Raw genomic sequence first — 20,374 nt, forward strand, 5'->3', positions numbered from 1 at the left:
GGACTCATGACCACGGGTAGGTGGCGTCGGCGACGCCGCGCGACCGCTACGGCGGCCCTCCTCGGCCTCGCCCTCGTGACGGCGGGCTGCGCGTCCGGCCCGGATGCTCCGTCGACGGACACGCTCGACGTCGTCACCACGACGGGGATCCTCGCCGACCTCGCGCGCAACGTCGCCGGGGACCGCGCGGTCGTGACGTCGCTCGTGCCGGAGGGCGGGGACCCGCACTCCTACGAGCCCTCGTTGCGCGACGTGCGCGACGTCGTCTACGCGGACGTCGCCTTCAGCAACTACATGCTGCTGGAGGAGCACAACATCATCAAGATGCTCGACTCCAACCTTCCCGAAGGGGTCCCGAACGTCTCGCTCGCGGAGTCGGCGGTGAAGTACGCGGCGGAGATCATCCCCCTCGTCGAGAACGTCAACCTCGACACCATCTGGCTCGGGCTGCGCGTGAGCGGCTCGGGCACCGAGCACGGCGCTACGCGGTCCTCGGACGTGCACCTCAGCGCCACCGGCCTGGAAGGGCCCGGCCAGCTCACGGGCTACCTCACGGAGGCGTTCGGCCAGCCACGCACCTACTTCGACTCCGCGGACGGGTTCGACGCCGGCGACGGGTACGCGGCGGACACCGTGACCCTGCCCACGAACGCCCACACCCACATGAGCTGGACGTTCTCCGAGCCGGGCGTGTACCGACTGACGTTGAGCGCCGCGCTCGCACCGACGCCGGACGCCCGTCCGGTCGGCATGGGCACCTCGACGATCACGTTCGCGGTCGGGGTCGACCCGTACTCGGTCCCGGGGATGGAGGACGCGGCGGTGCTCGCCGGCGGTCACGCGGACGTGTCGGTCGAGCTCGACGACGGGCGGGTCGTCCTCGCGGCCGACGACGAGCACGACGTCGGAGGTCACCACCACCTGCACGACCCGGCCGAGACGGTGATCTCCGTGCCGAACAAGGCGCTCGCGCCCGTGCCGGCCGGTCAGGACTTCCGCTTCCTGGGCAAGGCGGGGGAGCAGATCTATCAGCTCCCGCAGGCCGTGCTGGGCAAGCACGTGCACGGCGAGATCGACCCGCACCTGTGGCAGAACGTGCGCAACGCCGAGGCGTACGTCGAGATCATGCGGGACACCCTCGTCGAGGTCGACCCGGACGGCGCGGCCGAGTACCGCGCCAACGCCGCGGCGTATCTCCGGACCCTGCAGGAGACCGACCGGTACGTCGAGGAGACGATCGCCTCGATCCCGCGCTCGCAGCGCTACCTCGTGACGACCCACGATGCCTTCGCCTACCTGGGCGCGGCCTATGGGATCGAGATCGCGGGGTTCGTGACGCCCAACCCTGCGACCGAGCCGAGCATCGCCGAGCGGCGCAAGCTCACCCAGACCGTGCGCACGCTGCAGGTCCCCGCGGTCTTCCTCGAACCCAACCTCATCGCGCGCTCGTCGGTCCTCACCGAGGTCGCGAAGGAGAACGGCATCGAGGTGTGCCGCATCTACTCCGACGCGTTCGACCGCGACGTCACGACGTACGTCGAGATGATGCGCGCCAACGCGGACTCGCTCAGACGCTGTCTCTCCTGAACCACCCACGACCACGCGAGTGCCCGACCCATCGCGGCACCCTGCTAGCACGAAGGATCACCCATGAACACCCGCACCACCGACCGGTCGTACGCCGACGCGTCGTACGGCACCGCGCGACGGCCCGCGCTCGTCACCCTTGCCGTCGTCGGCGCACTCCTCGTCGGCTCGGGGGCGTCGGCACTGCCCGCCGACACCGAGGACGATCCGGCGCTGCAGCAGACCGTCGAGGGCGACGAGGCGAGCGTCGAAGGGCGTGAGGTCATCACCGACGGCCACGTCGACGTCGGCCCGCGCTTCCTCGACGACACGTGGACGCTCCAGGCCCGGGACGACCGGGCCGTGCCACCCGTCTGGCGGTTCCCCGACGAGACGGTCTTCCACGTCGTCGACGAGTCGATCCTCGAGGCACCGGACAGCGAGGACTACGCCTTCCTCGGCGTGGAGCCAGGAGCGCCTCTGTACGTCGTGCCGCAGGTCCAGAACCAGGCCGTGGTGTGGCTCGGCTGGAACACCCAGGACCCCGAGGTGACGCAGCGCATCGACCGGGGCGCGACCCTGCGCCTCGACGGGGTCGAGGGGCCGGGTTCGTTCTTGCTCTTCCTCCAGGAGGGGGTGACGGGCCCACCCAACGTCCTGTGGAACTCAGGGACGGCGTACCCGCAGGATCTGTGGATGGACGTCAACACGCACGTCCATGCCAACTGGGTGTTCACCGAGCCCGGCGTCTACACGCTCGACGTGACGATGCTCGCCGACCTCACCGACGGGACCCACGTCGAGGATCCCGGCGTCCTGCGCTTCGCGGTCGGCACCTCCACCGACCCGCAGACCGCTTTCCCCGCCGCGAACGAGGAACCGGCCGAGGGGACGACGGAGCCCACCGCGGACGCCCCGGACACGGAAACCGACCCGGCGGACGACGCCGACGAGGCGGACGAGGTCACCGACCCCGAGAGCGAGGATGCGTCGGCGTCCGGCGTGGCACTCTGGGTCGGGCTCGCGGCGCTGGTGCTCGTGGCCGCCGTCGTCGTGACGGTCGTCCGGGGCCGCCGCGCTCGCGCGCTCGCCGAGCAAGAGGCTGACGGCGGTGACGCCCACGCGGGGTCCGCCGACGGCGCGAAGGACCGCTCGTGAGCGCGCCGGCCGTTGCGGACACGACGTCGTCGACCACGAGAGAAGGCAGCGGGGGTGTTCCGGTGCTCCGGGTGCGCGACGTGTCGGTCGAGCTCGGGGGCCGGCTCGTGCTGCGTGACGCGAGTCTCGACGTGGGTGCCGGCGAGCTCGTCGGGCTGATCGGTCCCAACGGCGCGGGCAAGACGACGCTCCTGCGGGCGGTTCTCGGTCTTGTCCGACGCAGGTCGGGCGAGGTCCTCGTGGACGGCGCGGGCGGGCGTTCCGCCTCGGCGGGGATCGGGTACGTGCCCCAGCGGCACGAGTTCGCGTGGGACTTCCCGATCTCCGTGGAGGACGCCGTGCTGTCCGGGCGGGTGCGGAGCATCGGCTGGTTGCGCAGGGCCGGTGTGGCGGACTACCGCGCGGTGCGTGAGGCGCTCGACCGCGTGCGCATGACGCACCTGCGCCGGCGCCCGGTAGGGGAGCTGTCCGGCGGCCAGCGCCAGCGGGTCCTCGTCGCTCGCGCCCTCGCGCTGCGGCCCCGCGCGCTGCTCCTCGACGAGCCGTTCACCGGCCTCGACGTCCCGACGCAGGAGCTGCTCACCGACCTGTTCGCCGAGCTCGCGCGCGAGGACGGCCAGGCTGTGCTCATGACGACGCACGACCTCGTAGCGGCGATGCACGCGTGCACGCGTGTCTGCCTGCTCAACCGCACCGTCGTCGCGACGGGCACGCCCGCGGAGCTCGCGGACCCCGACCTGTGGATGCGCGCGTTCGGCATCTCGGCGTCCTCGCCGCTGCTCGCCTCGCTCGGGCTCGCTCCCGCTGCCTCCACCTCCGCTGCCCCGACCCACGAGAAGGAGGCGGACGCGTGATCTCGATCGGGGACTTCGTCCAGGACCTGCTCAATCCCGACCTCGCGTTCCTGCCCAAAGCGCTCCTCGTCGCCGTGATGTCGAGCGTCGTGTGCGGCGTCATCGGGTGCCACGTCGTGCTCCGCGGCATGGCGTTCATCGGCGACGCCGTCGCGCACGCCGTCTTCCCCGGCCTCGCGGTCGCCTTCGTGCTGCAGGGCTCGCTGGTCCTCGGCGGCGCGGTCGCGGGCGTCGTCACGGCGGTCCTCGTGGCCGTGTTCTCGCAGAACCGGCGGCTCAAGGAGGACTCGATCATCGGGGTCTTCTTCGTCGCCGCGTTCGCGCTCGGGATCGTCGTCATCTCGACGGCACCCGGGTACGCCGGGTCGTTGCAGCAGTTCCTCTTCGGGTCGATCACGGGCATCCCCGACGAGGACGTCGTCGTGGTCGCCGTCGCGGGGACCGTCCTGCTCCTGCTCGCCTTCCTCCTGCACAAGGAGTTCGTCGCGGTGAGCCTCGACCGGGAGATGGCCCGCTCGGCTGGCCTGCCGGTGTTCTGGCTCGACCTCGTGCTGTACGTGCTCGTGACGATCGCGATCGTCATCTCCGTCCAGACGATCGGGAACATCCTCGTCCTCGCGCTGCTCATCACCCCCGCGGCCGCGGCGCGGCTGCTCACCGACCGGCTCGGCGTGATGATGCTCCTCGCGCCCGTGATCGGCGGCGGCTCGGCGCTCGTCGGGCTCTACCTGTCGTGGAGCCTCGACCTGCCCGCGGGCGGCACGATCGTCCTCGTCGCGACCACCGTCTTCCTGCTCGCCTGGTTCCTCGCCCCGCGCCACGGCCTCCTGGCACGCCGCCGTGCGCACGCGTCCGCGCGCACGCCCGAGGAGGAGGCGGGCGGCCTGGCTCAGGCCCCCGGAGCGTCGGACGACCGAGAACCCGCGACGACGGCGCCGTAGGTCGCGCGCCGCGTCGACGTGGCCGGTCGCCCGCCCATGGCTCTGGCGAGCGGTGCCCGCTTCGTCCGCACGGTGAGACGTGAGGGCCCAGGGATTGCGCAGACGCTAACTGAGAATCATTATCAGTAATGCTCGCTCAGGGTGAGCGGGCTGGACAAGGAGACGACGATGCATCGGATGCGTACGGCAGGGGGTGCCCGGACGGGCGTGACGGTTCTGGGCACGGTCCTCGGGACGGCGGTGGCGACCGTCGGGCTCGCCTCGGCGCTCGCCACGTCGGCGGCGGCCGCCGACCGGACGAGCGGACACTTCGACGTGGCGGCGGAGATCGAGTGCGACGCGAACGGCGAGGTCGTGGATGTGCACGCGCACGTCCACGAGCACGTCGGTGGCGCGCACGTCGAGTTGCCCGTGGGTGACTGGCTGGCCTTCACGGGCGGTGGCGCGAACGGCCCGGCGGTCGGCTTCGCCGTGGAGGAGGACGCGACGTGCGACCTCTCCGAGGTCGAGTTCACGGCGAACACCCTGGCCGCGTCGAGCACGGGGACGTCGCTGTCGGCGAGCGGGCTCGCGGGCGTGTTCTCGGCGAGCAAGACCGCCTCCTCGGGATCGGTCACGCTCGGAGCCGGCGGTCACGAGGACGTCGGGTGGTCGTTCGCCACGACTGGCACGTACGTCCTCACGTTCGACGTGAGCGTCGACGGCGTGCCGTGGGCGACGTCCGAGGAGCTCCCCCTCAAGAGCTCCTGACGGGTGCACGTGCGTGCGGGCGGGGCGCTGTGCCCCGCCCGCACGCACGCCTGCCGCGCTCCGCCGGAGGGAGGCGTCGGCGACGAGGCTCGCGAGCGCCGGCCCGGCGGGTGCCGGACGTGAACGGATGGACGACGCGTCGACGCACGGCGCGTCCCGACGAACCAGGACGGACGAACGCAGTGGGACGACAGATGACAGGACGCCGGACCCCGGCCGGGCGAGCGGCGCGCCGCGCCGCGGTGGCGGGAGTGCTGGCAGCAGGAATCGCCCTGCCCCTCGCTCCGGTGGCCCACGGCCTCGACGGGGCGGGCGCGCTCGCCACGGTCCCCACGAGGGCTCCCGTCCTGATCGACGAGGGGGTGTCGTTCCTCACCGCTGCGTACGCGGACGGCCGGACGACGATCGACCTGGGACACGGGCCGACGACGACCACCGCTCCCAAGGACGTGCAGTCCCGGTACGGCGTGGAGGACGTCGTCGTCTCCGTGCCCCGCCCCAAGCAGGGCATCGTCCCCGCCGACGCGACGTGGGCACCGCTGGGACCGGAGGGGACCACCGTCTACGGGACGCAACGCTCCGTCCCGGCGAGCGGCTTCGAAGGCACGGCCGCGACGATCGTCCTGAGCACCTACGGGATGTCGCGGACCGACGTCGTGGCCGGCGGGGTGCGCTGGGTGGTCGACGACGTCGAGGGGGGCGGCCTGGTCGCGTTCGGCAAGCCCGGTGTCTTCATCGAGGGCACGCCGGCGCGAGGCTGGTACGCCGCACACGACATGGCTGCCCCGTTCGAGCCGTTGACGATGAACCCCGGCCAGCACTCGACGTCCGACTCGGTGTACTTCACCGAGCTCGGGCTCCACTGCGTGCACCTGCGCGCCGAGATCACCACGACCGGCGGCGAGGTCGTCTCCTCGGAGCCGGTGACGCTGCGGGTCGCGGTCGGCAACGTCCCGGACGCCGCCACGGCGGGTTGCGGGGCCGCCGTCGACCCGGGTCAGCAGGTGCTCCCGCCCGAGGGCGAGGAGCCCGTCGACCCGGTGGATCCTGTCGACCCGGTGGACCCCGTCGATCCCGGCGACCTCACCGACCCGCGCAACAACGCCCTGCTCCCGCCGACGCACACGGACCTCTCGTTGCGCCCCGGAGACGACGCGCTGCGCCTGCTGCTGCGCGAGTCGACCACGTCGTCGGAGACGTGGCACGAGCCGGCCACGACGGTCGTGCACGTCCCGGACGCCGCGCGCGTCACCGTGCCCGAGCCCACGGCCTCGGCGGACTCGACGTTCCTCGCGCCCGCGGGCGAGACGATCTACCGGTTGCCCAAGCAGCCCAAGCCGAACATCGCCTGGCTCGGTCTCGCGTCCGAGCACTTCGACGCGACGGACTACGAGCGGCTGCCGAACCTGCGCGTCGTCTCGGTGACCGGGCTCGACGGCCGTGCGGCACCGGGTGACTTCTTCTTCGGCGCGGACGAGGCGTTCGTGCGCTCCGGAGCGGCCCCGTACTTCTCGACGAAGCAGGGGCTTCCGCAGGCGCACCAGGCGCTCCCGCCGAGCCTCGCGCACAAGCACCTGAGCTGGGACTTCACGGCGCCCGGGACGTACTGCGTCCGGATCACGGCCGATGCCACCCAGACGGACGGCACGCGCGTCGGCGACGACACCGTGCTCACCTTCGTCGTCGGCGGGAGGTCGTACGACCCGACCTCGGCGCCCACGTGCCTGCAGTCGGACGTCGACCGCGCCGTCAGCCACGTCGTCGCCCCGGCCGAGGCGCCGGCCGGCGAGACGGCCGTCATCGAGGAGCCCCGCTACCTCGAGCACGTGCACTTCGCGCACCTGACGCCGCGCCTGACCGACGCCGGGCTGGACCTCTCGCTCGTCGAGGGCGACCGGGCGTCGTCGGGCGTGCGCCACGACCTCGCCGACGTCGTCGTCGCGACGGGCGACACCGTGCACTCCCTGTCCGTGGAGGCCCTGCGCGAGGACTGGCGCGACGCGGAGGAACCGTACGTGCGCGGCTACGAGCTGCGCGCGCAGTCCGCGGCGACGAACGACCTGAGCCTCGACCTGGCCGGCCTCGACCCGGCCGCCCTCGACGGCGACCTCACCTGGACGCTCGACGACGTCGACGGCCCGGGCTCGTTCCTCGTCGTCGACGAGTGGCAGTCCCTCGTCCCCGGGCACAAGGGCGCCCTGCTGTCGACGCACGCGGACTACCCGGCGACGTCGACGACGGTGGCTCCGGGGGCGGCGAACCTGCTGCGCTGGAGCTTCTCCGACGCCGGACGGTACTGCGTCACCACGACGCTCTCCGGCACGACGGCGGCCGGAGAACCCGTGGCGAGGACCACGACTCTCACCGTCGCTGCGGGTGTCGACCCAGCAGGCGTCGAGCCCTGCGAGCCGGCGGACCCCACGGACCCGACGGATCCGACCGACCCGACCGACCCGACCGACCCGACCGACCCGACCGACCCGACCGACCCGGTATGGCCCGTCACTGACCGGACGGTCCTGAGCAGCGGGCACGTCGACCTGCTCGCGCGCGTCTCGGCCCACGCGGCGGGCACGGTGCTCGAGACCGTCGTCCGCGACGACTCCGTGGTGCCCGCGCTGGAGCACGACCTGGACGAGGTCGTCCTCGATGTCCCCGAGGGCGCCCGCCAGCAGGTCCCCGCCGACCCTGCCTACGCGTTCCTCGGCGAGCCCGGCGACCCGGTGTGGCTCCTGCCCGAGAGCCCGCGGGCCGACCTCGTGTGGCCCGGGTGGAACCTCGACGCGGCCGAGGGCTCCGGCGCGAACGCCGTGCGCTGGGACCTCGACGACGTGCGCGGGCCCGGGTCGTTCACGCTCTACGACTCGGCCGGCGACGACTGGGGCGCGCCGCGCGTCCTGCTCGCCGGCGCCGAGCACGCGTCCCTCACGTACGCGGAGCACGCGCACGGGACGTGGGCGTTCGCCGCCGCGGGCGTGTACTGCCTCGACGTGCGCCAGACGGCGCTCGACGCGTCCGGAGCGGAGCTCCCCGGTGCGACGGACGGCGGGACGCTCGTGCTCGCCGTCGGGGTCGACGCCCGGCGCGTCGACGAGCAGCACTGCGGCATGACGGCCGACGACGTCGCCGCGGGGCCGACCGACCCGGGTGGCCCCACGGACCCGGGCGCCCCGAGCGAGGACGACCTCACCGATGCCCGCCGCGGCACCGTGCGCGTCGAGGGCGAGTTCTCGCCCGGCGACACGGTCCCGGTGTCCGTGGGTCCGGAGGCGGCGGGCGAGACCGTGGTGTCCTGGCTGTTCTCCGACCCGGTCGCCCTCGGCGCCGCGGAGGTCGCGGCGGACGGTACGTACACGGTCGTGCTGCCCGACGACGTCGCGCTCGGTGCGCACCGCCTCGCCGTGACCAAGGCCGACGGCTCGCTCGTCGGCTGGACGCCTCTGAACGTCGTCGCTCCGGCGGTCGACGACCCGGTCGACGACCCCACGGACGGCCCGACCGACGGCCCGACCGACGTGCCGAGCTCCGGCACGTCCGGCGATGGTGCTGGCGGCACCGCCGGCGCCGGGAACGGTGCGTCGGGCACGAGGGGTGGGTCGCTCGCGACGACCGGTCTCGACGCGGCAGCCGCAGCGGCGACAGCCCTCCTCGTCGCGGGACTGGGAACGCTGCTCGTCGCCTCTCGCCGCCGTCTGGCGCCGGCGCCCGGGCGGGAGCGCGCACCGCTGCGCAGGTCCTGAGCGCCACCCCTGCGTCGCGCCGGTCCCGGGTTCACGTCCTGGGCCGGCGCGACGTGGGCGACGTCGTCGCGTGCGCCTGCTGCGCTACCGGCCGGGCAGCCGACCGAGATCGTCCGCGGTCACGGCTTCTCCGGGCCGCAGCGGGCACGCGTCGAGCAACGCGCGCACGCGGGCGTCGTCCATGCCGGCCCCGAGGCACACGAGCCGGCTCGTCCCGTCGCCCGGGCCTCGGCGACGCGTCCAGCGCACCTGCCGACCCACGACCTGCAGCGTGAACGAGGACGCGCTGTCGGGCCCGGCGATGCGCACGACGCCCTTGGCGCGGAACAGGCCGGGCGGTCGCGGGTCGAGCAGCGCCGCGAGGCGCGCGGGGTGCAGCGGGGCGTCGGCGACGAGGTCGTGCGCGGTGTAGAGGTCGTGCACGTGGGTGTGCCCGTCGTGCCGATCGGAATCGTGGGGGCCGGGTCCGTCCCCGGTGGTCACGTAGCCCTCGCTCGCGAGGGCGAGCGACGGCTGCCACGGGGCGGTGCGCGGCGCGGGGTCGTCGAGCACGAGACGCGGGTCGAGCCGACCCTCGACGGTCCGCACGAGCGGAGCGGCAGCGTTGAGCCCGCGGCACCACGCGGTCGTCGCGTCGAGGTCGGGTGCGGTGTCGGCCTTGTTGAGCACGACGACGTCCGCCGCCGCGACGTGGCGCGCCAGGCGGGGGTGCTGGGCGAGCGTCGTCGGCCCCTCGGCGGCGTCGACGACGTGCACGAGCGCGGACACGCGCACGTCGGGGTGCAGCGCGACGCGCCGCGCGAGCGTCACGGGCTCCGCGAGGCCGCTTGCCTCGATCACGACGGCGTCGACCCGTCGTCGTGCGCGGGCGAGCCGCGTCAGCAGGGGTGGGAGGTCGTCGTCCTCGGCGGCGCAGCACAGGCAGCCGCCCGCCACGCTGTCGATGCTCTCGGTGCCGCCCTCGACGAGCAACGGGTCGATCCCCGTCGGGCCGAAGTCGTTGACGACGACCGCGAGCCGACGCCCGCCGGCACGGGCGAGCAGGTGGTTGACGAGGGTCGTCTTGCCCGTCCCGAGGAAGCCCGAGACCACGAGCACGGGGAGCGGTGCTCTGCGTGGTCGGGATGTTGGGGCCGTGCTCATCCCGCGCACGATAGCGCGCCGTCGAATCGGTGCACAGTGATGGCGAGGAGATAATGAGAATGATTCCAGTTTCTGTTACGGTGTCGCGCGGAGCCGCCTCGCGGCCACGTCCCCTGCACGGAAAGGAGTGGTCGTCGCGTCCGATCCCGCGACGACCGACCACGCATGACCCCCTCAGCACGCACCCGGACCCGGAGCCTGACGGCTCTCGGTCTCGTCCTGCCGCTCACGTTCCTCGCCGCCTGCTCGTCGGGCGAGACCGACGCGGAGCCCGGTGCCGACCAGACCGCGACCGAGGAGGCGACGAGCGCGCCCAACGAGGCCGCCACCGTGACGCCGCGGCTCGCCGTCACGTACGACGGCGGCATCCAAGTCCTCGATGCCACGACCCTGGAGGTCGTCGACGACATCGAGCTGGACGGCTTCAACCGCCTCAACGGGGCGGGCGACGGCCGCCACCTGCTCGTCTCCACGTCCGGCGGCTTCCAGGTCCTCGACGCCGGCACGTGGGCCGAGCCGCACGGCGACCACTCGCACTACTACACGGCGGACCCGGAGCTCACCGACACGGTGTTCGAGGCGGAGAAGCCGGGCCACGTCGTCGTGCACGACGGCCGGACCGCCCTCTTCGACGACGGCACCGGCCACGTGACCGTCCTCGACTCCGCCGCGGTGGCCGACGACGCTCGCGAGACGCGCGAGCACACGACCCCCGAGGCGCACCATGGCGTCGCGATCGAGCTCCACGACGGCACGCTCGTCGTGTCCGAGGGGACCGAGGAGGCCCGCACCGGCATCCGCGTGCTCGACGCCGACGACCAGGAGATCGCAGCCTCCGACGAGTGCCCGGGCGTCCACGGCGAGGCCGTCGCGGCCGACGACGCGGTGCTCATCGGCTGCGAGGACGGCGTCCTCGTCTACAAGGACGGGCAGATCACGAAGGTCGCGAGCCCCGACGCGTACGGCCGCATCGGCAACCAGGCCGGTTCCGAGGCGTCGACCGTCGTCCTCGGCGACTACAAGTCCGACCCGGACGCCGAGCTCGAGCGCCCGACGCGCGTCTCCCTGACCGACACCGCGACCGGCGAGCTGACGCTCGTCGACCTCCCGTCGAGCTACACCTTCCGCTCGCTCGCGCGCGGTGACGACGGCGAGGCGCTCGTGCTCGGCACCGACGGGCAGATCCACGTCATCGACCCGGAGACCAAGGTGCTCGTCCGCTCGATCCCGGTCATCGAGGCGTGGGAGGAGCCGGACGAGTGGCAGTCCCCGCGCCCGGCGATCTTCGTGCTCGACGGCTCGGCTTACGTCACGGACCCGGCGAACAAGGCGATCCACGCCGTCGACATCGAGACCGGCGAGGTGTGGAACAGCGTCGACCTCGACGTCGAGCCCAACGAGATCAACGGCGTCTCCGGTGCTGCCGCGACGAGCGACACCGCGCACGAGCACGGCGACGAGGGCGAGCACGCGGAGGAGGGTCACGAGCACTCCGAGGGCGAGCACGCGGAGGACGAGCACTCCGAGGACGGCCACGACCACGAGCACGCCGACGAGGAGACGGCCTCGCAGGGCTGACCCGACCGGAGCCCGCACGGTGCCGACACGCCGCGGTCCGCCCTCCCGGGGGCGGGCCGCGGCGTCAGCGTGCCCCGGAATCCCGTGAGATCCTCGGGCGTTGACCGAGCGGGAGGTGGGTGTCGTGCAGAGGATGACGCGCCAGCGGGCGGCACTGCTCGAGGCGATCGAGGAGCAGGAGGGCTTCCGCAGCGCGCAGGCGATCCACCAGGACCTGCGGGCCCGCGGCGATGCCGTCGGGCTCGCGACGGTCTACCGGGGCCTCCAGGCGCTCGCGGACGCCGGCGTGGTCGACAGCCTGCGCACCGCCGAGGGCGAGAGCCTCTACCGGCGCTGCGCCCGCGCGGAGCACCACCACCACCTCGTGTGCCGCTCGTGCGGCCGCGCGGAGGAGATCGACGGTCCGAGCGTCGAGTCGTGGGCGCGGAGCGTCGGCGGGACGCACGGGTTCGTGGACATCGAGCACGTCGTGGAGCTTTTCGGCACGTGCGCGGAGTGCCGGGCTCGCGACGGACAGGCGCGCTCCGATCGCGCCTGACGGCCCTGCGCGCGGGGCTCACGGCGCGGCGCGCCGGACGCGATCGGCCCGAGAAGTCGCGCGAAACTCCGCGTGTTCCCTAGTGTTGTCCCCGGTGCACGGCCTCGCGGCTGGCACACTGAGACCGTGACGACGGGTGGTGACCACCGCGCGTCGTGAACCGAAGAAGGGATTCGCATGTCGCTCAACAAGTCCGAGCTCGTCTCGGCCATCGCCAGCAAGGCCGACCTGTCGAAGGCGGACGCCGAGAAGGCCCTCAACGCCTTCCAGGAGGTGCTCATCGAGTCGCTGGGCAAGGGCGAGGCCGTCAAGGTCACGGGCCTCCTGTCCGTCGAGCGCGTCGAGCGTGCCGCCCGCACGGGCCGCAACCCCCGTACGGGCGAGGAGATCTCGATCCCGGCCGGCTTCGGCGTGAAGATCAGCGCCGGCAGCCTGCTCAAGAAGGCCGTCGCCAAGTGACGTCTCGCTGACCGGCCGCTGCCGGTCCGGTCAGCAGCACGAAGGCCCGGAACCCCGTGAGGGGCTCCGGGCCTTCGTCGTCCCCGTTCCCCGCCCCAGCGCCGAACACGACCTGAGGGTCGTTATGCGCCCGATAACGACCCTCAGGTCGTTCTCGACGCGGGGTGGGGGCGTGTTCGGCGCGAGGGGTGGGGGTCGGGGGCCCGGGGGGCCGGGGGGGTGGGGTGGTCAGGCGTGGACGACGTTCGCGAGGATGCCGTGCTGGGTCAGGCGCGTGCCGATCGCCTGGTCGACCTCGGAGAACGCCTTGTTCGAGCGGGCCACGCCGATGGCACCGGCCATGGCGCCGTGCCCCGTCGGGCGGTCGATGCGGGCGACGAGCTGGTCGCCGTGGAGCATGAAGTCGACCGTGAAGACGAGGTGCTGCGCCTTGCCGGCGAACGCGCCGAGCCAGAACGTCTTCTGCTTGCTCCCGCGCTCGGCGGCCCACTGGCCCGTCGGGCGCGTGGTGACGGTGAAGCCCTGCTCCTGGAGCGCGGCGTGCAGGTGCTGCTTGGCGACCTCGGGGTCGCCGGACAGGAAGTAGTCGACCGTGGCCATGCTGGCTCCTCGTGGCGTTCGTGGCTGGCTGTGACGGGGTGTGACCGCTGTGTCGCCGCCGCTCGGGCGGACGGCCCTCGGGATGCTACCGCCCGCCCGCGTCCGCCCGGCGAACGTCTTGAGAATCGTTCTCATGAACCGCTAGGCTGGGCGTACCACCCACCGGAAGGACTCCCCATGGCCGTGCCCAAGCGCAAGCTCTCCCGCTCGAACACCCGGGCCCGTCGCTCGCAGTGGAAGGCGCAGGTGCCGGAGCTCGTCACCGTCGTCGTCGACGGGCGCGAGGTCACCCTCCCGCGTCGCCTCGTCGCGGGCGTGCGTCGAGGCTACGTGACGCTCCCGGAGTGACCCCGGTGCCCGACGGCGCGTGCCGCCCCGCGCCGTCGGCCCGCCGTGGCAGCATCCTCGGGTGAGCGAGCCGAGCCCCGACCTGACCTCCGGCCCCGTCCCCGGGCGCCGGGAACGGCGCGAGCGGACCGGGTGGTCGCGCGCCGACCTGCACGGGCACGGCCACGCGCACGGGCCGGCGGCCCCGGCGACGCGGCGCGTGCGTCTCACGCTCGCGGCGTTCCTCGTCCCCGCCCTGCTCTTCACGCTGGCCGGGCTGGTCGCGCTGTGGCCCGCGTCGGCGGACGTCCCGGACCGCATCCCCGTCGCGGCCGAGGGCAGCTCGGTCCTGCGCGCCACGGTCACCGGGCCGATCGACGCGGAGACCGGCGAGGTGCCCGCCCGCCTCGACGCCGGTTCCCGCGCGGGCGGCGAGGACGTCGGTGGCGACGCCATCACCGTCAGCGCGCCGCCCGAGTACGTCGCCTACGGGTTCGACGAGGGTGACCGGCTTCGCGTCCTCTACATCGCCGAGGCCGTCGGGGCGGGCGCGAGCCCGTACGTCTTCATGGACTTCGAGCGCGGGCTCCCCATCGGGATCCTCGCGGTCGCGTACGCCGTCGTGGTGCTCGCGGTCGCACGCTGGCGGGGCCTCGCGGCGCTCGCCGGGCTCGCGGGCGCGTTCGTCGTCATCACCTGGTTCACCCTGCCCGCGCTGCTCACGGGGCAGGACGCGCTGGGCGTCGCGCTCGTGACGTCGTCGCTCGTCATGTTCGTCGTCCTCTACGTCGCGCACGGGTTCACCGCGCGCACGTCGACGGCGCTGCTGGGCACGCTCGCCGGGCTCGCGCTCACGGCCGTGCTCGGGTGGTGGGGCTCGGGCGCGGCCAACATCACGGGGCTCACCTCGGAGGAGTCCCTCTGGATACCCCAGTACGCGCCCGCCCTGGACATCCAGGGCGTCGTGCTGTGCGGCATCGTCCTGGCGGGCATGGGCGTGCTCAACGACGTGACCATCACCCAGGCCTCGGCCGTGTGGGAGCTGCGGGCGGTCGCGCCGCTCGCGACCCGGCGCGAGCTGTTCGCGCGCGCCATGCGCATCGGGCGCGACCACATCGCCTCGACCGTCTACACGATCGCCTTCGCCTACGTCGGCGCGGCCCTGCCGCTGCTCATGGCGGTCTACCTCTCCGACCAGAGCCTCGCGACGAGCCTCACCTCGGGCGAGATCGCGGAGGAGGTCGTGCGCACGCTCGTCGGCTCGATCGGCCTCGTCCTCGCCATCCCGATCACCACCGCCATCGCGGCGCTCACCGTGCCGGGCACGGCGTCCGTGGGGTCCGTTCCCGTGGGTAGGGTCGAGGTCCCCGCGGCCTGACGACGGCCCGGCGGGACGACGGGAGGACGACGGTGACGGGGACGACGAGCGGCCGAGACGGCCGGAGCGCAGCGGTGCTGGGGCCGGGAGGGGTCGGTGGGCTGGTCGGCGCGCTGCTCGCGCGGTCCGGGGCCGACGTGACGTTCCTCGCGGGGGAGGCCACGGCGGCGGCGCTGACCGAGCACGGGGTGCACGTGCGCAGCCGGCAGGTCGGCGAGCTCCACGTCCCCGCGCGGGCGGTCACGCGGCTCGACCGGCCGGTCGACGTCGTGCTCGTCGCGGTCAAGCAGACCGCGCTCGACCACGCGCTCGACCGGGTGCCGCCCGAGGCGCTCGGCGACGGCGTCGTCGTCCCGTTCCTCAACGGGCTCGACCACCTCGACGTGCTGCGCGCACGCTACGGGACCGAGCGCGTGCTGCCCGCGACGATCAGCGTCGAGTCGGCGCGCGTCGCCCCGGGGGAGATCGAGCACACGAGCGCGTTCGTCGACGTGGGGCTCGCGCCCGGCGCCGTCGAGCCGGAGCGCGTCGAGGCCGTGCGGAAGCTCCTCGACCGGGCCGGGATCGAGACGAGGGTCTACGCGGACGAGACCGCGCTGATGTGGGCCAAGCTCTCGTTCCTCGCCCCGTTCGCCCTGCTCACGACGACGTACCGTGCCCCGATCGGGGACGTGCGGACCGCGCACGGTGCCGAGCTCGAGGCGCTCGTGCGCGAGGTCGCGGCGGTCGCCGCGGCGAGCGGGGCGCCGTCGGACCCCGAGCGGACGCTCGCCCGCTACGAGCGCTTCGCGCCGGAGGCCAAGTCCTCGATGCTGCGGGACGCCGAGGCCGGTCTCCCGCTCGAGGTGGACGCCATCGGCGGCGCGATCGTCCGGGCCGCCGACCGTGCGGGCGTGGACGCGCCGCTCACGCGCGTGCTCGTCGCCGGCCTCGGCGGCTGACGGCGGCGTCCGCCGGGAGCCTTCACCGGACCGCCACGCGACCCCCTGTGGACGCGTCCCCAGGCGCCTCACAGGTTCGCCAGGATGTCCGTCATGAGAGAGCCGTGGGTCGACGTCGCGCTGGCGCGGCTGCCCGAGACGCGTTCCTGCCCCGCGTGCGCCGCGACGCTGCGGTCGTCCCGCTGCGACCGGTGCCTGCTCGACCTCACCGGCCCGCTCGCGTTCGAGGTCGCCGCGGCGTCGAGCGAGGCGGCCGACGCGCTCTCGCGTCGCCAGGTCGCCCTCGACGCCCTGCGCGCGGCCCAGCCCGAGGCCGCCGCGTGGGCGGCCCGCACGGCCGCCGCGCCGCCCGGTGCGCGCGCGGTCCCCGCCGGCCCGCCCGGCGCGATGCGCCCGCTCGACCCGACCGGCCGCGGACAGGCGGGCCCGCGCCCGCCCGCCGTCGCGCCGGTGGCCGGGACCGTGGCCGGCACCGTGCCCGCGCCCGGGCCACGCCGTCCGGCGCCGGTCCGTCCCTCGGTGCCCGGGTCGCCCGGGTCGCCGGCCGGGTCGGTCCCGCCCGCACCCGCGGGGTCGCGCGCCGTCGTCGTGCCGGGCGCGGCGCCGTCGCGCTCGGTGGGTCTCCAGCCCGTCCTCGCCGGGGCGGGGGCGGGGCTCCTCGCCGTCGCGACGGTCGTCTTCGTGTTCTTCACCTTCGCGGACGACCTCGCCCTGCGCGCCCTCGTGACCGGGGTCGTCACGGTGCTCACGGTCGGGGCCGCGGTGCTCCTGCGGTCGCGCGGCCTGCGCTCGTCCGCCGAGGCCGTCGCGGCGCTCGCCGTCGTGCTCGCGGTCGTGGACGTCGAGCTCGCGCTGAGCGCGTGGGGCCTCGACCGCGTCGGCACCGCGGCGGCGCGCGCGTCGCTGCTCGCCGCGGTCGTGGCCGGCCTCGGCGTGGTCGGGGACCGGGCGCGCGTCCGGGCGTGGGTGACGAGCGCCGTGGTGCTCGGGCCGCTCGTGCCGCTCGTCGCGGCGCCGGCCGCGCAGGCGCCGTGGGGCTGGGCGGCCGCCCTCCTCGCGACGGCGTGCCTCACGGCGCTCGCGGCACCCGTCGCGGCGCGCTCCGGCGCGCGGGTCGGCAGCGCCCTCCGGGGCGAGCAGGCGCTGCTCGGCGTCGTGCGCACGGTCGCCGTGCCGCTCGCCGTGGTCGTCGGGCTCGCCGTCGCCGCCCCGCCGGGCCTCCCGACCGGCTCCGGGGCTGCCTTCGCCGCGCTCGGCGCCGCGCTCGCGGCCGTGCTCCTGCGCGTCACGACCCGCGAGCGGCGCTGGTACGCGGTCGGCGGCGCGACGGCCGTCCTCGCGGGCGCGCTGCTCGGGACCGGGGGTGACGTCGCATGGCTCGGCCTCGTCCCCGCCCTCGCGGCCGGCACGTGGCTCCTCGTCCTCGCGCTCACCTCGCCGCGTGCGGTGTCCGGCGTGCTCGGCTCCCCGGTCCCGGCGGTCGGACGGTCGGACGCCCTCCTCGGCGGCGCGGTCGTCGCCCTCGTCGGGGCCGGGCCCGCGCTGGCCGTCGCGGGGGTGCGCGCGGCGGAGGTCCTCGTGACCGGCACCGCCGGGACCGCCGCGACGCTCGACGACGCGCCGCTCGGCGTCGGGGTCCTGTCCGCCGGGCTGTGGGGGGAGGGCCTCCGCGGCGGCACCGTCGGCGCGGCGCTGCTCGACGGGACGCTTCTCGGCCTGCTGTCCGCGTTGGTCGTCCTCCTCGTCGCCGCGCGGCTCCCGCTGCGCACGCCCGTCCCCGTGCCGTTCCCGCGCCTCGCCGGGGCGCGACGGCTCGGTGCCGCCCCGGTCGTGCGGACCGGGCGCGCGCTCGGACCGTGGGTGCTCCTCGCGCTCGTCGTCGCGCTCGTGCTGGACCCGCGGCTCGCGGGCGTCGCCTCCCTGGTCCTGCTGGCGCTGCTCGCCGCGCTGCTCGTCGTCGCGACCGCCCGGCCCGCCACGACCGCTCCGCCCGACGGGCACCGGGCGGGCCTGGCGGCCGGGGCCGGCGACCCGGGGGTCGGCGCCGGCGGCGCCGCGCCGGGCGAGATCGTCCGCGCCGTCCGACGAGGGCTCGGTCGTGCCCTGCGCCCGGTCGCCGGGGCGCTCCCCGCCCCCCGAACCGTCCTGCGGCACGGTGCCGTGCCGGTCGGACGGGCCGAGGCGCGCGTCTGGTACGCGGCCGCCGTCGCGGGCGCGATCGCCGCCGTCCTGCTCCTCGTCGCCGGCTCGTGGGTCGCGCGCCCGACCGCGACGGCCGGGGCGGTCGTCGTCGGCGGGCTCCTGCTCGCGGCGCGGGCCGCCGCGCCGCGCGCTCTGCACGCCCCGCTCGTCGGCACCGCCTACGGCTACGCGCTGCTCGTGCTCGGCGTGACGCTCGCGTGGAGCGGCGCCGGGACCGTCGCGGTCCTGTGCGCGGTCTCCGGGGTCGCCTCGCTCGCCGCGCTCGCGGTGACGCTCGTCCCGCGCGTCGACCGGGACTCGTGGTGGGCCGTGCTCGGCGTGACCGCGGTGCCGTTCGGCCTCGGCGTCCTCACGGTCGTCGACGAGCGCAGCTGGTGGTCCGTCGCCGCGTGCGCCGCGATGCTCGCGCTCGAGGTCGTGCTCGTCGGCTCGCGGCGGCCCGGGTCGGTCACCGCGCTGCGCGTCCTCGCCGCGGCGCTCGTCCTGCCGACGGCGGCCGTCGCCGTCGTCAGCGCGGGCGCCCTCCTCCTGCCGGGCAGCGGGTCGCCCGTCGTGCTGCCGGTCGTCGCGCTGCTCGTGGCGACGGCGCTCGCCGCGGCCTGCCCGGTCACGGCCCGGATCCACCTGGCCGCCGGTCGCGTCGCCGTCGAGGCGAGCGCCGCGCTCACGGGGGCGATCGCCGTCGGGCTCGCGTTCGGGCGCCCTGCCGCCGGGCCCACGGTCGCGGTCGCGGTGCTGCTCCTGCTCGCCGTGGGCGCCGGCCTCGCCGCGCGCGACCGGGACCGGCGCGGCGAGTGGTGGCTCGCCGCCGCGCTCGCGACCGCCGCGCTGTGGACGGCGCTCGCCGCGGCGGAGGTCGGGCTCGTCGAGGCGTACACCGCGCCGCCCGCCCTCGCCGCCCTCGTCGTGGGGGCGCTGCTCGCACGCCGCGGGCGCCGGTGGTGGGAGCTCGCGAGCGCGGGGCTGGTGCTGCTCGTCGTGCCGTCCGTGCTCGCCCTGGGCGCGGCGCCGGGCGCGGGCGACGTCCGGGCGCCGCTCCTCGTCGTGGCCGGGGCCGGGTGCGTCCTCGCCGCGGTGCTGCTGGGCCGCGGGACCGGCGAGGGCGGCTGGCGACGCGCCGCGGCCCTGCGGCTCGCCGGCGCGGGAGTGCTCGCGGCGACCGGCGGGACCGTCGAGTCGCTCCACGTCGCGCACGCGCCGGGCGGCGGCGCGGTGTTCCTGCTCGGGTTCGCCTGGGCGCTCGCCGCGGGCGGGGTCGCGCTCGGCGCGGGCCTCGTGGGCGCCCGGGTGGTGGCGGGTGGCCGGGGCCGGGGTGCCGACGTCGCGCGGCGCTGGGCCGTGGCGCCCGCCGCCACCCTCGCCGTGGTCGGGACCGTCGCGAACGTCCGGCCGGTGTGGGGCGTCATCGCGACCGTCTGGCTCGTCGAGGTGGCCCTGCTCGCGCTCCTCGTGGTCGGGGTGCGACGCGCGGTGCGCGGTCGGCTCGACCTCCCGCCCGCCTGGTTCACGTGGTCGCTCGCGCTCGTCGCCGCGATCGGCGCGTGGTCGCCGCGCGAGCTGCGCGTCGAGGTCTTCTCGCTCCCGCTCGGCGTCGGCCTGCTCGTCGCCGGGTACCTCGCGCTCGCGGCCGGCACGACGGCGGTGCCCGGCACCTCGGGCGGCACGGCGGGCGACGACCCCGGTGGTCCGGGCGGCCCGGCCGGGGCGGCCCGCCAGACGGGGGCGCGGGCGAGCGCGCCGCCGTCGCTCGCCGGGTGGCCCGTCGGGTTCGCCGGGTCGTGGCGGACCCTCGCCCCCGGCCTGCTCGCGCTCCTCGGGCCGTCGGTCCTCGCCACGTACACCGACGCGCGCACCTGGCGGGCCGTGCTCGTCGTCGTGCTCGCGCTGGCCGCGGTGCTCGTCGGGACGCGCAAGCATCTCGCGGCGCCGTTCCTGCTGGGAGTCGCGGTGCTGCCGGTCGAGATCCTCGTCGTGTTCGTGTCCCAGCTCGGCACGCGCATCTCCGCCGGACCCTGGATGCTGACGCTCGCCGCGGCCGGCGGCCTGCTACTCATCATCGCGACGTACTACGAGCGCCGGATCGCCGCGTACGACGGCGCCGCGGCGTACGTGCGCGACCTCCGCTGACGCAAATCCCTACCGACTGGCCCGTTTTCGCGCCGCGTGGCCCATAATGATCGGGGCCCGCCGCGTGCCGGC

At 75.1% G+C, this 20,374-nt stretch carries 15 protein-coding genes; 13 read left to right on the top strand and 2 right to left on the bottom strand.

Features of this window, described 5'->3' with window-relative positions; genetic code table 11:
- Window positions 1-6: 6 nt before the first annotated feature.
- From ABRQ22_RS13960 to ABRQ22_RS13985, 6 genes are all read left to right on the top strand, one after another.
- Entirely contained in the window at window positions 7-1,587 is a 1,581-nt protein-coding gene (locus ABRQ22_RS13960; RefSeq protein ID WP_353707153.1) for an anchored repeat ABC transporter, substrate-binding protein, read from the top strand.
- Window positions 1,588-1,650: 63 nt separating this feature from the next.
- Window positions 1,651-2,724, top strand: coding sequence for a choice-of-anchor M domain-containing protein (locus ABRQ22_RS13965; protein ID WP_353707154.1), 1,074 nt, complete (start codon window positions 1,651-1,653; stop codon window positions 2,722-2,724).
- Window positions 2,725-2,795: 71 nt separating this feature from the next.
- Window positions 2,796-3,578: an anchored repeat-type ABC transporter ATP-binding subunit gene (locus ABRQ22_RS13970; protein ID WP_253051978.1), complete on the top strand. Its 783-nt coding sequence runs from the start codon at window positions 2,796-2,798 to the stop codon at window positions 3,576-3,578.
- Window positions 3,575-4,519, top strand: a complete 945-nt coding sequence (locus ABRQ22_RS13975) for an anchored repeat-type ABC transporter permease subunit (protein WP_353707155.1) — start codon at window positions 3,575-3,577, stop codon at window positions 4,517-4,519. The genes ABRQ22_RS13970 and ABRQ22_RS13975 overlap by 4 nt, the downstream gene beginning before the upstream one ends.
- A 177-nt stretch (window positions 4,520-4,696) precedes the next feature.
- Window positions 4,697-5,269 (top strand): hypothetical protein, encoded by a 573-nt coding sequence (locus ABRQ22_RS13980; RefSeq protein ID WP_353707156.1) that lies wholly within the window; start codon window positions 4,697-4,699, stop codon window positions 5,267-5,269.
- Window positions 5,270-5,463: 194 nt separating this feature from the next.
- A complete protein-coding gene (locus tag ABRQ22_RS13985; RefSeq protein WP_353707157.1) occupies window positions 5,464-9,009 on the top strand; it encodes a choice-of-anchor M domain-containing protein in 3,546 nt (1,181 codons plus the stop codon).
- A gap of 84 nt (window positions 9,010-9,093) precedes the next feature.
- On the opposite strand, the gene ABRQ22_RS13990 is transcribed toward ABRQ22_RS13985, so the two are convergent.
- Complete coding sequence (locus ABRQ22_RS13990) at window positions 9,094-10,152, bottom strand: GTP-binding protein (RefSeq protein ID WP_353707158.1); 1,059 nt, start codon at window positions 10,150-10,152, stop codon at window positions 9,094-9,096.
- Between the two features lie 165 nt (window positions 10,153-10,317).
- Between ABRQ22_RS13990 and aztD the strand changes: the two genes are divergently transcribed.
- From aztD to ABRQ22_RS14005, 3 genes are all read left to right on the top strand, one after another.
- Complete coding sequence (gene aztD / locus ABRQ22_RS13995) at window positions 10,318-11,730, top strand: zinc metallochaperone AztD (RefSeq protein ID WP_353707159.1); 1,413 nt, start codon at window positions 10,318-10,320, stop codon at window positions 11,728-11,730.
- Between the two features lie 124 nt (window positions 11,731-11,854).
- Complete coding sequence (locus ABRQ22_RS14000; protein WP_308202292.1) at window positions 11,855-12,268, top strand: Fur family transcriptional regulator; 414 nt, start codon at window positions 11,855-11,857, stop codon at window positions 12,266-12,268.
- A 177-nt stretch (window positions 12,269-12,445) separates the two neighbouring features.
- Window positions 12,446-12,727 (top strand): HU family DNA-binding protein, encoded by a 282-nt coding sequence (locus tag ABRQ22_RS14005; RefSeq protein WP_087470693.1) that lies wholly within the window; start codon window positions 12,446-12,448, stop codon window positions 12,725-12,727.
- Between the two features lie 228 nt (window positions 12,728-12,955).
- Here the strand turns inward: ABRQ22_RS14005 and ABRQ22_RS14010 are convergent, their stop codons facing one another.
- Window positions 12,956-13,327 (bottom strand): hypothetical protein, encoded by a 372-nt coding sequence (locus ABRQ22_RS14010; protein ID WP_253051988.1) that lies wholly within the window; start codon window positions 13,325-13,327, stop codon window positions 12,956-12,958.
- Between the two features lie 177 nt (window positions 13,328-13,504).
- Between ABRQ22_RS14010 and rpmF the strand changes: the two genes are divergently transcribed.
- From rpmF to ABRQ22_RS14030, 4 genes are all read left to right on the top strand, one after another.
- Window positions 13,505-13,675, top strand: coding sequence for a 50S ribosomal protein L32 (gene rpmF, locus ABRQ22_RS14015; RefSeq protein WP_154797174.1), 171 nt, complete (start codon window positions 13,505-13,507; stop codon window positions 13,673-13,675).
- Window positions 13,676-13,736: 61 nt separating this feature from the next.
- A complete protein-coding gene (locus tag ABRQ22_RS14020) occupies window positions 13,737-15,032 on the top strand; it encodes a YibE/F family protein (RefSeq protein ID WP_353707160.1) in 1,296 nt (431 codons plus the stop codon).
- 32 nt (window positions 15,033-15,064) lie between these two features.
- Window positions 15,065-15,973, top strand: a complete 909-nt coding sequence (locus tag ABRQ22_RS14025; RefSeq protein WP_353707161.1) for a 2-dehydropantoate 2-reductase — start codon at window positions 15,065-15,067, stop codon at window positions 15,971-15,973.
- 93 nt (window positions 15,974-16,066) lie between these two features.
- Window positions 16,067-20,302, top strand: coding sequence for a hypothetical protein (locus tag ABRQ22_RS14030; RefSeq protein WP_353707162.1), 4,236 nt, complete (start codon window positions 16,067-16,069; stop codon window positions 20,300-20,302).
- The last annotated feature ends 72 nt before the right edge of the window (window positions 20,303-20,374 follow it).

The sequence above is a fragment of the Cellulosimicrobium sp. ES-005 genome (assembly GCF_040448685.1).
GTDB lineage: Bacteria > Actinomycetota > Actinomycetes > Actinomycetales > Cellulomonadaceae > Cellulosimicrobium > Cellulosimicrobium cellulans_G.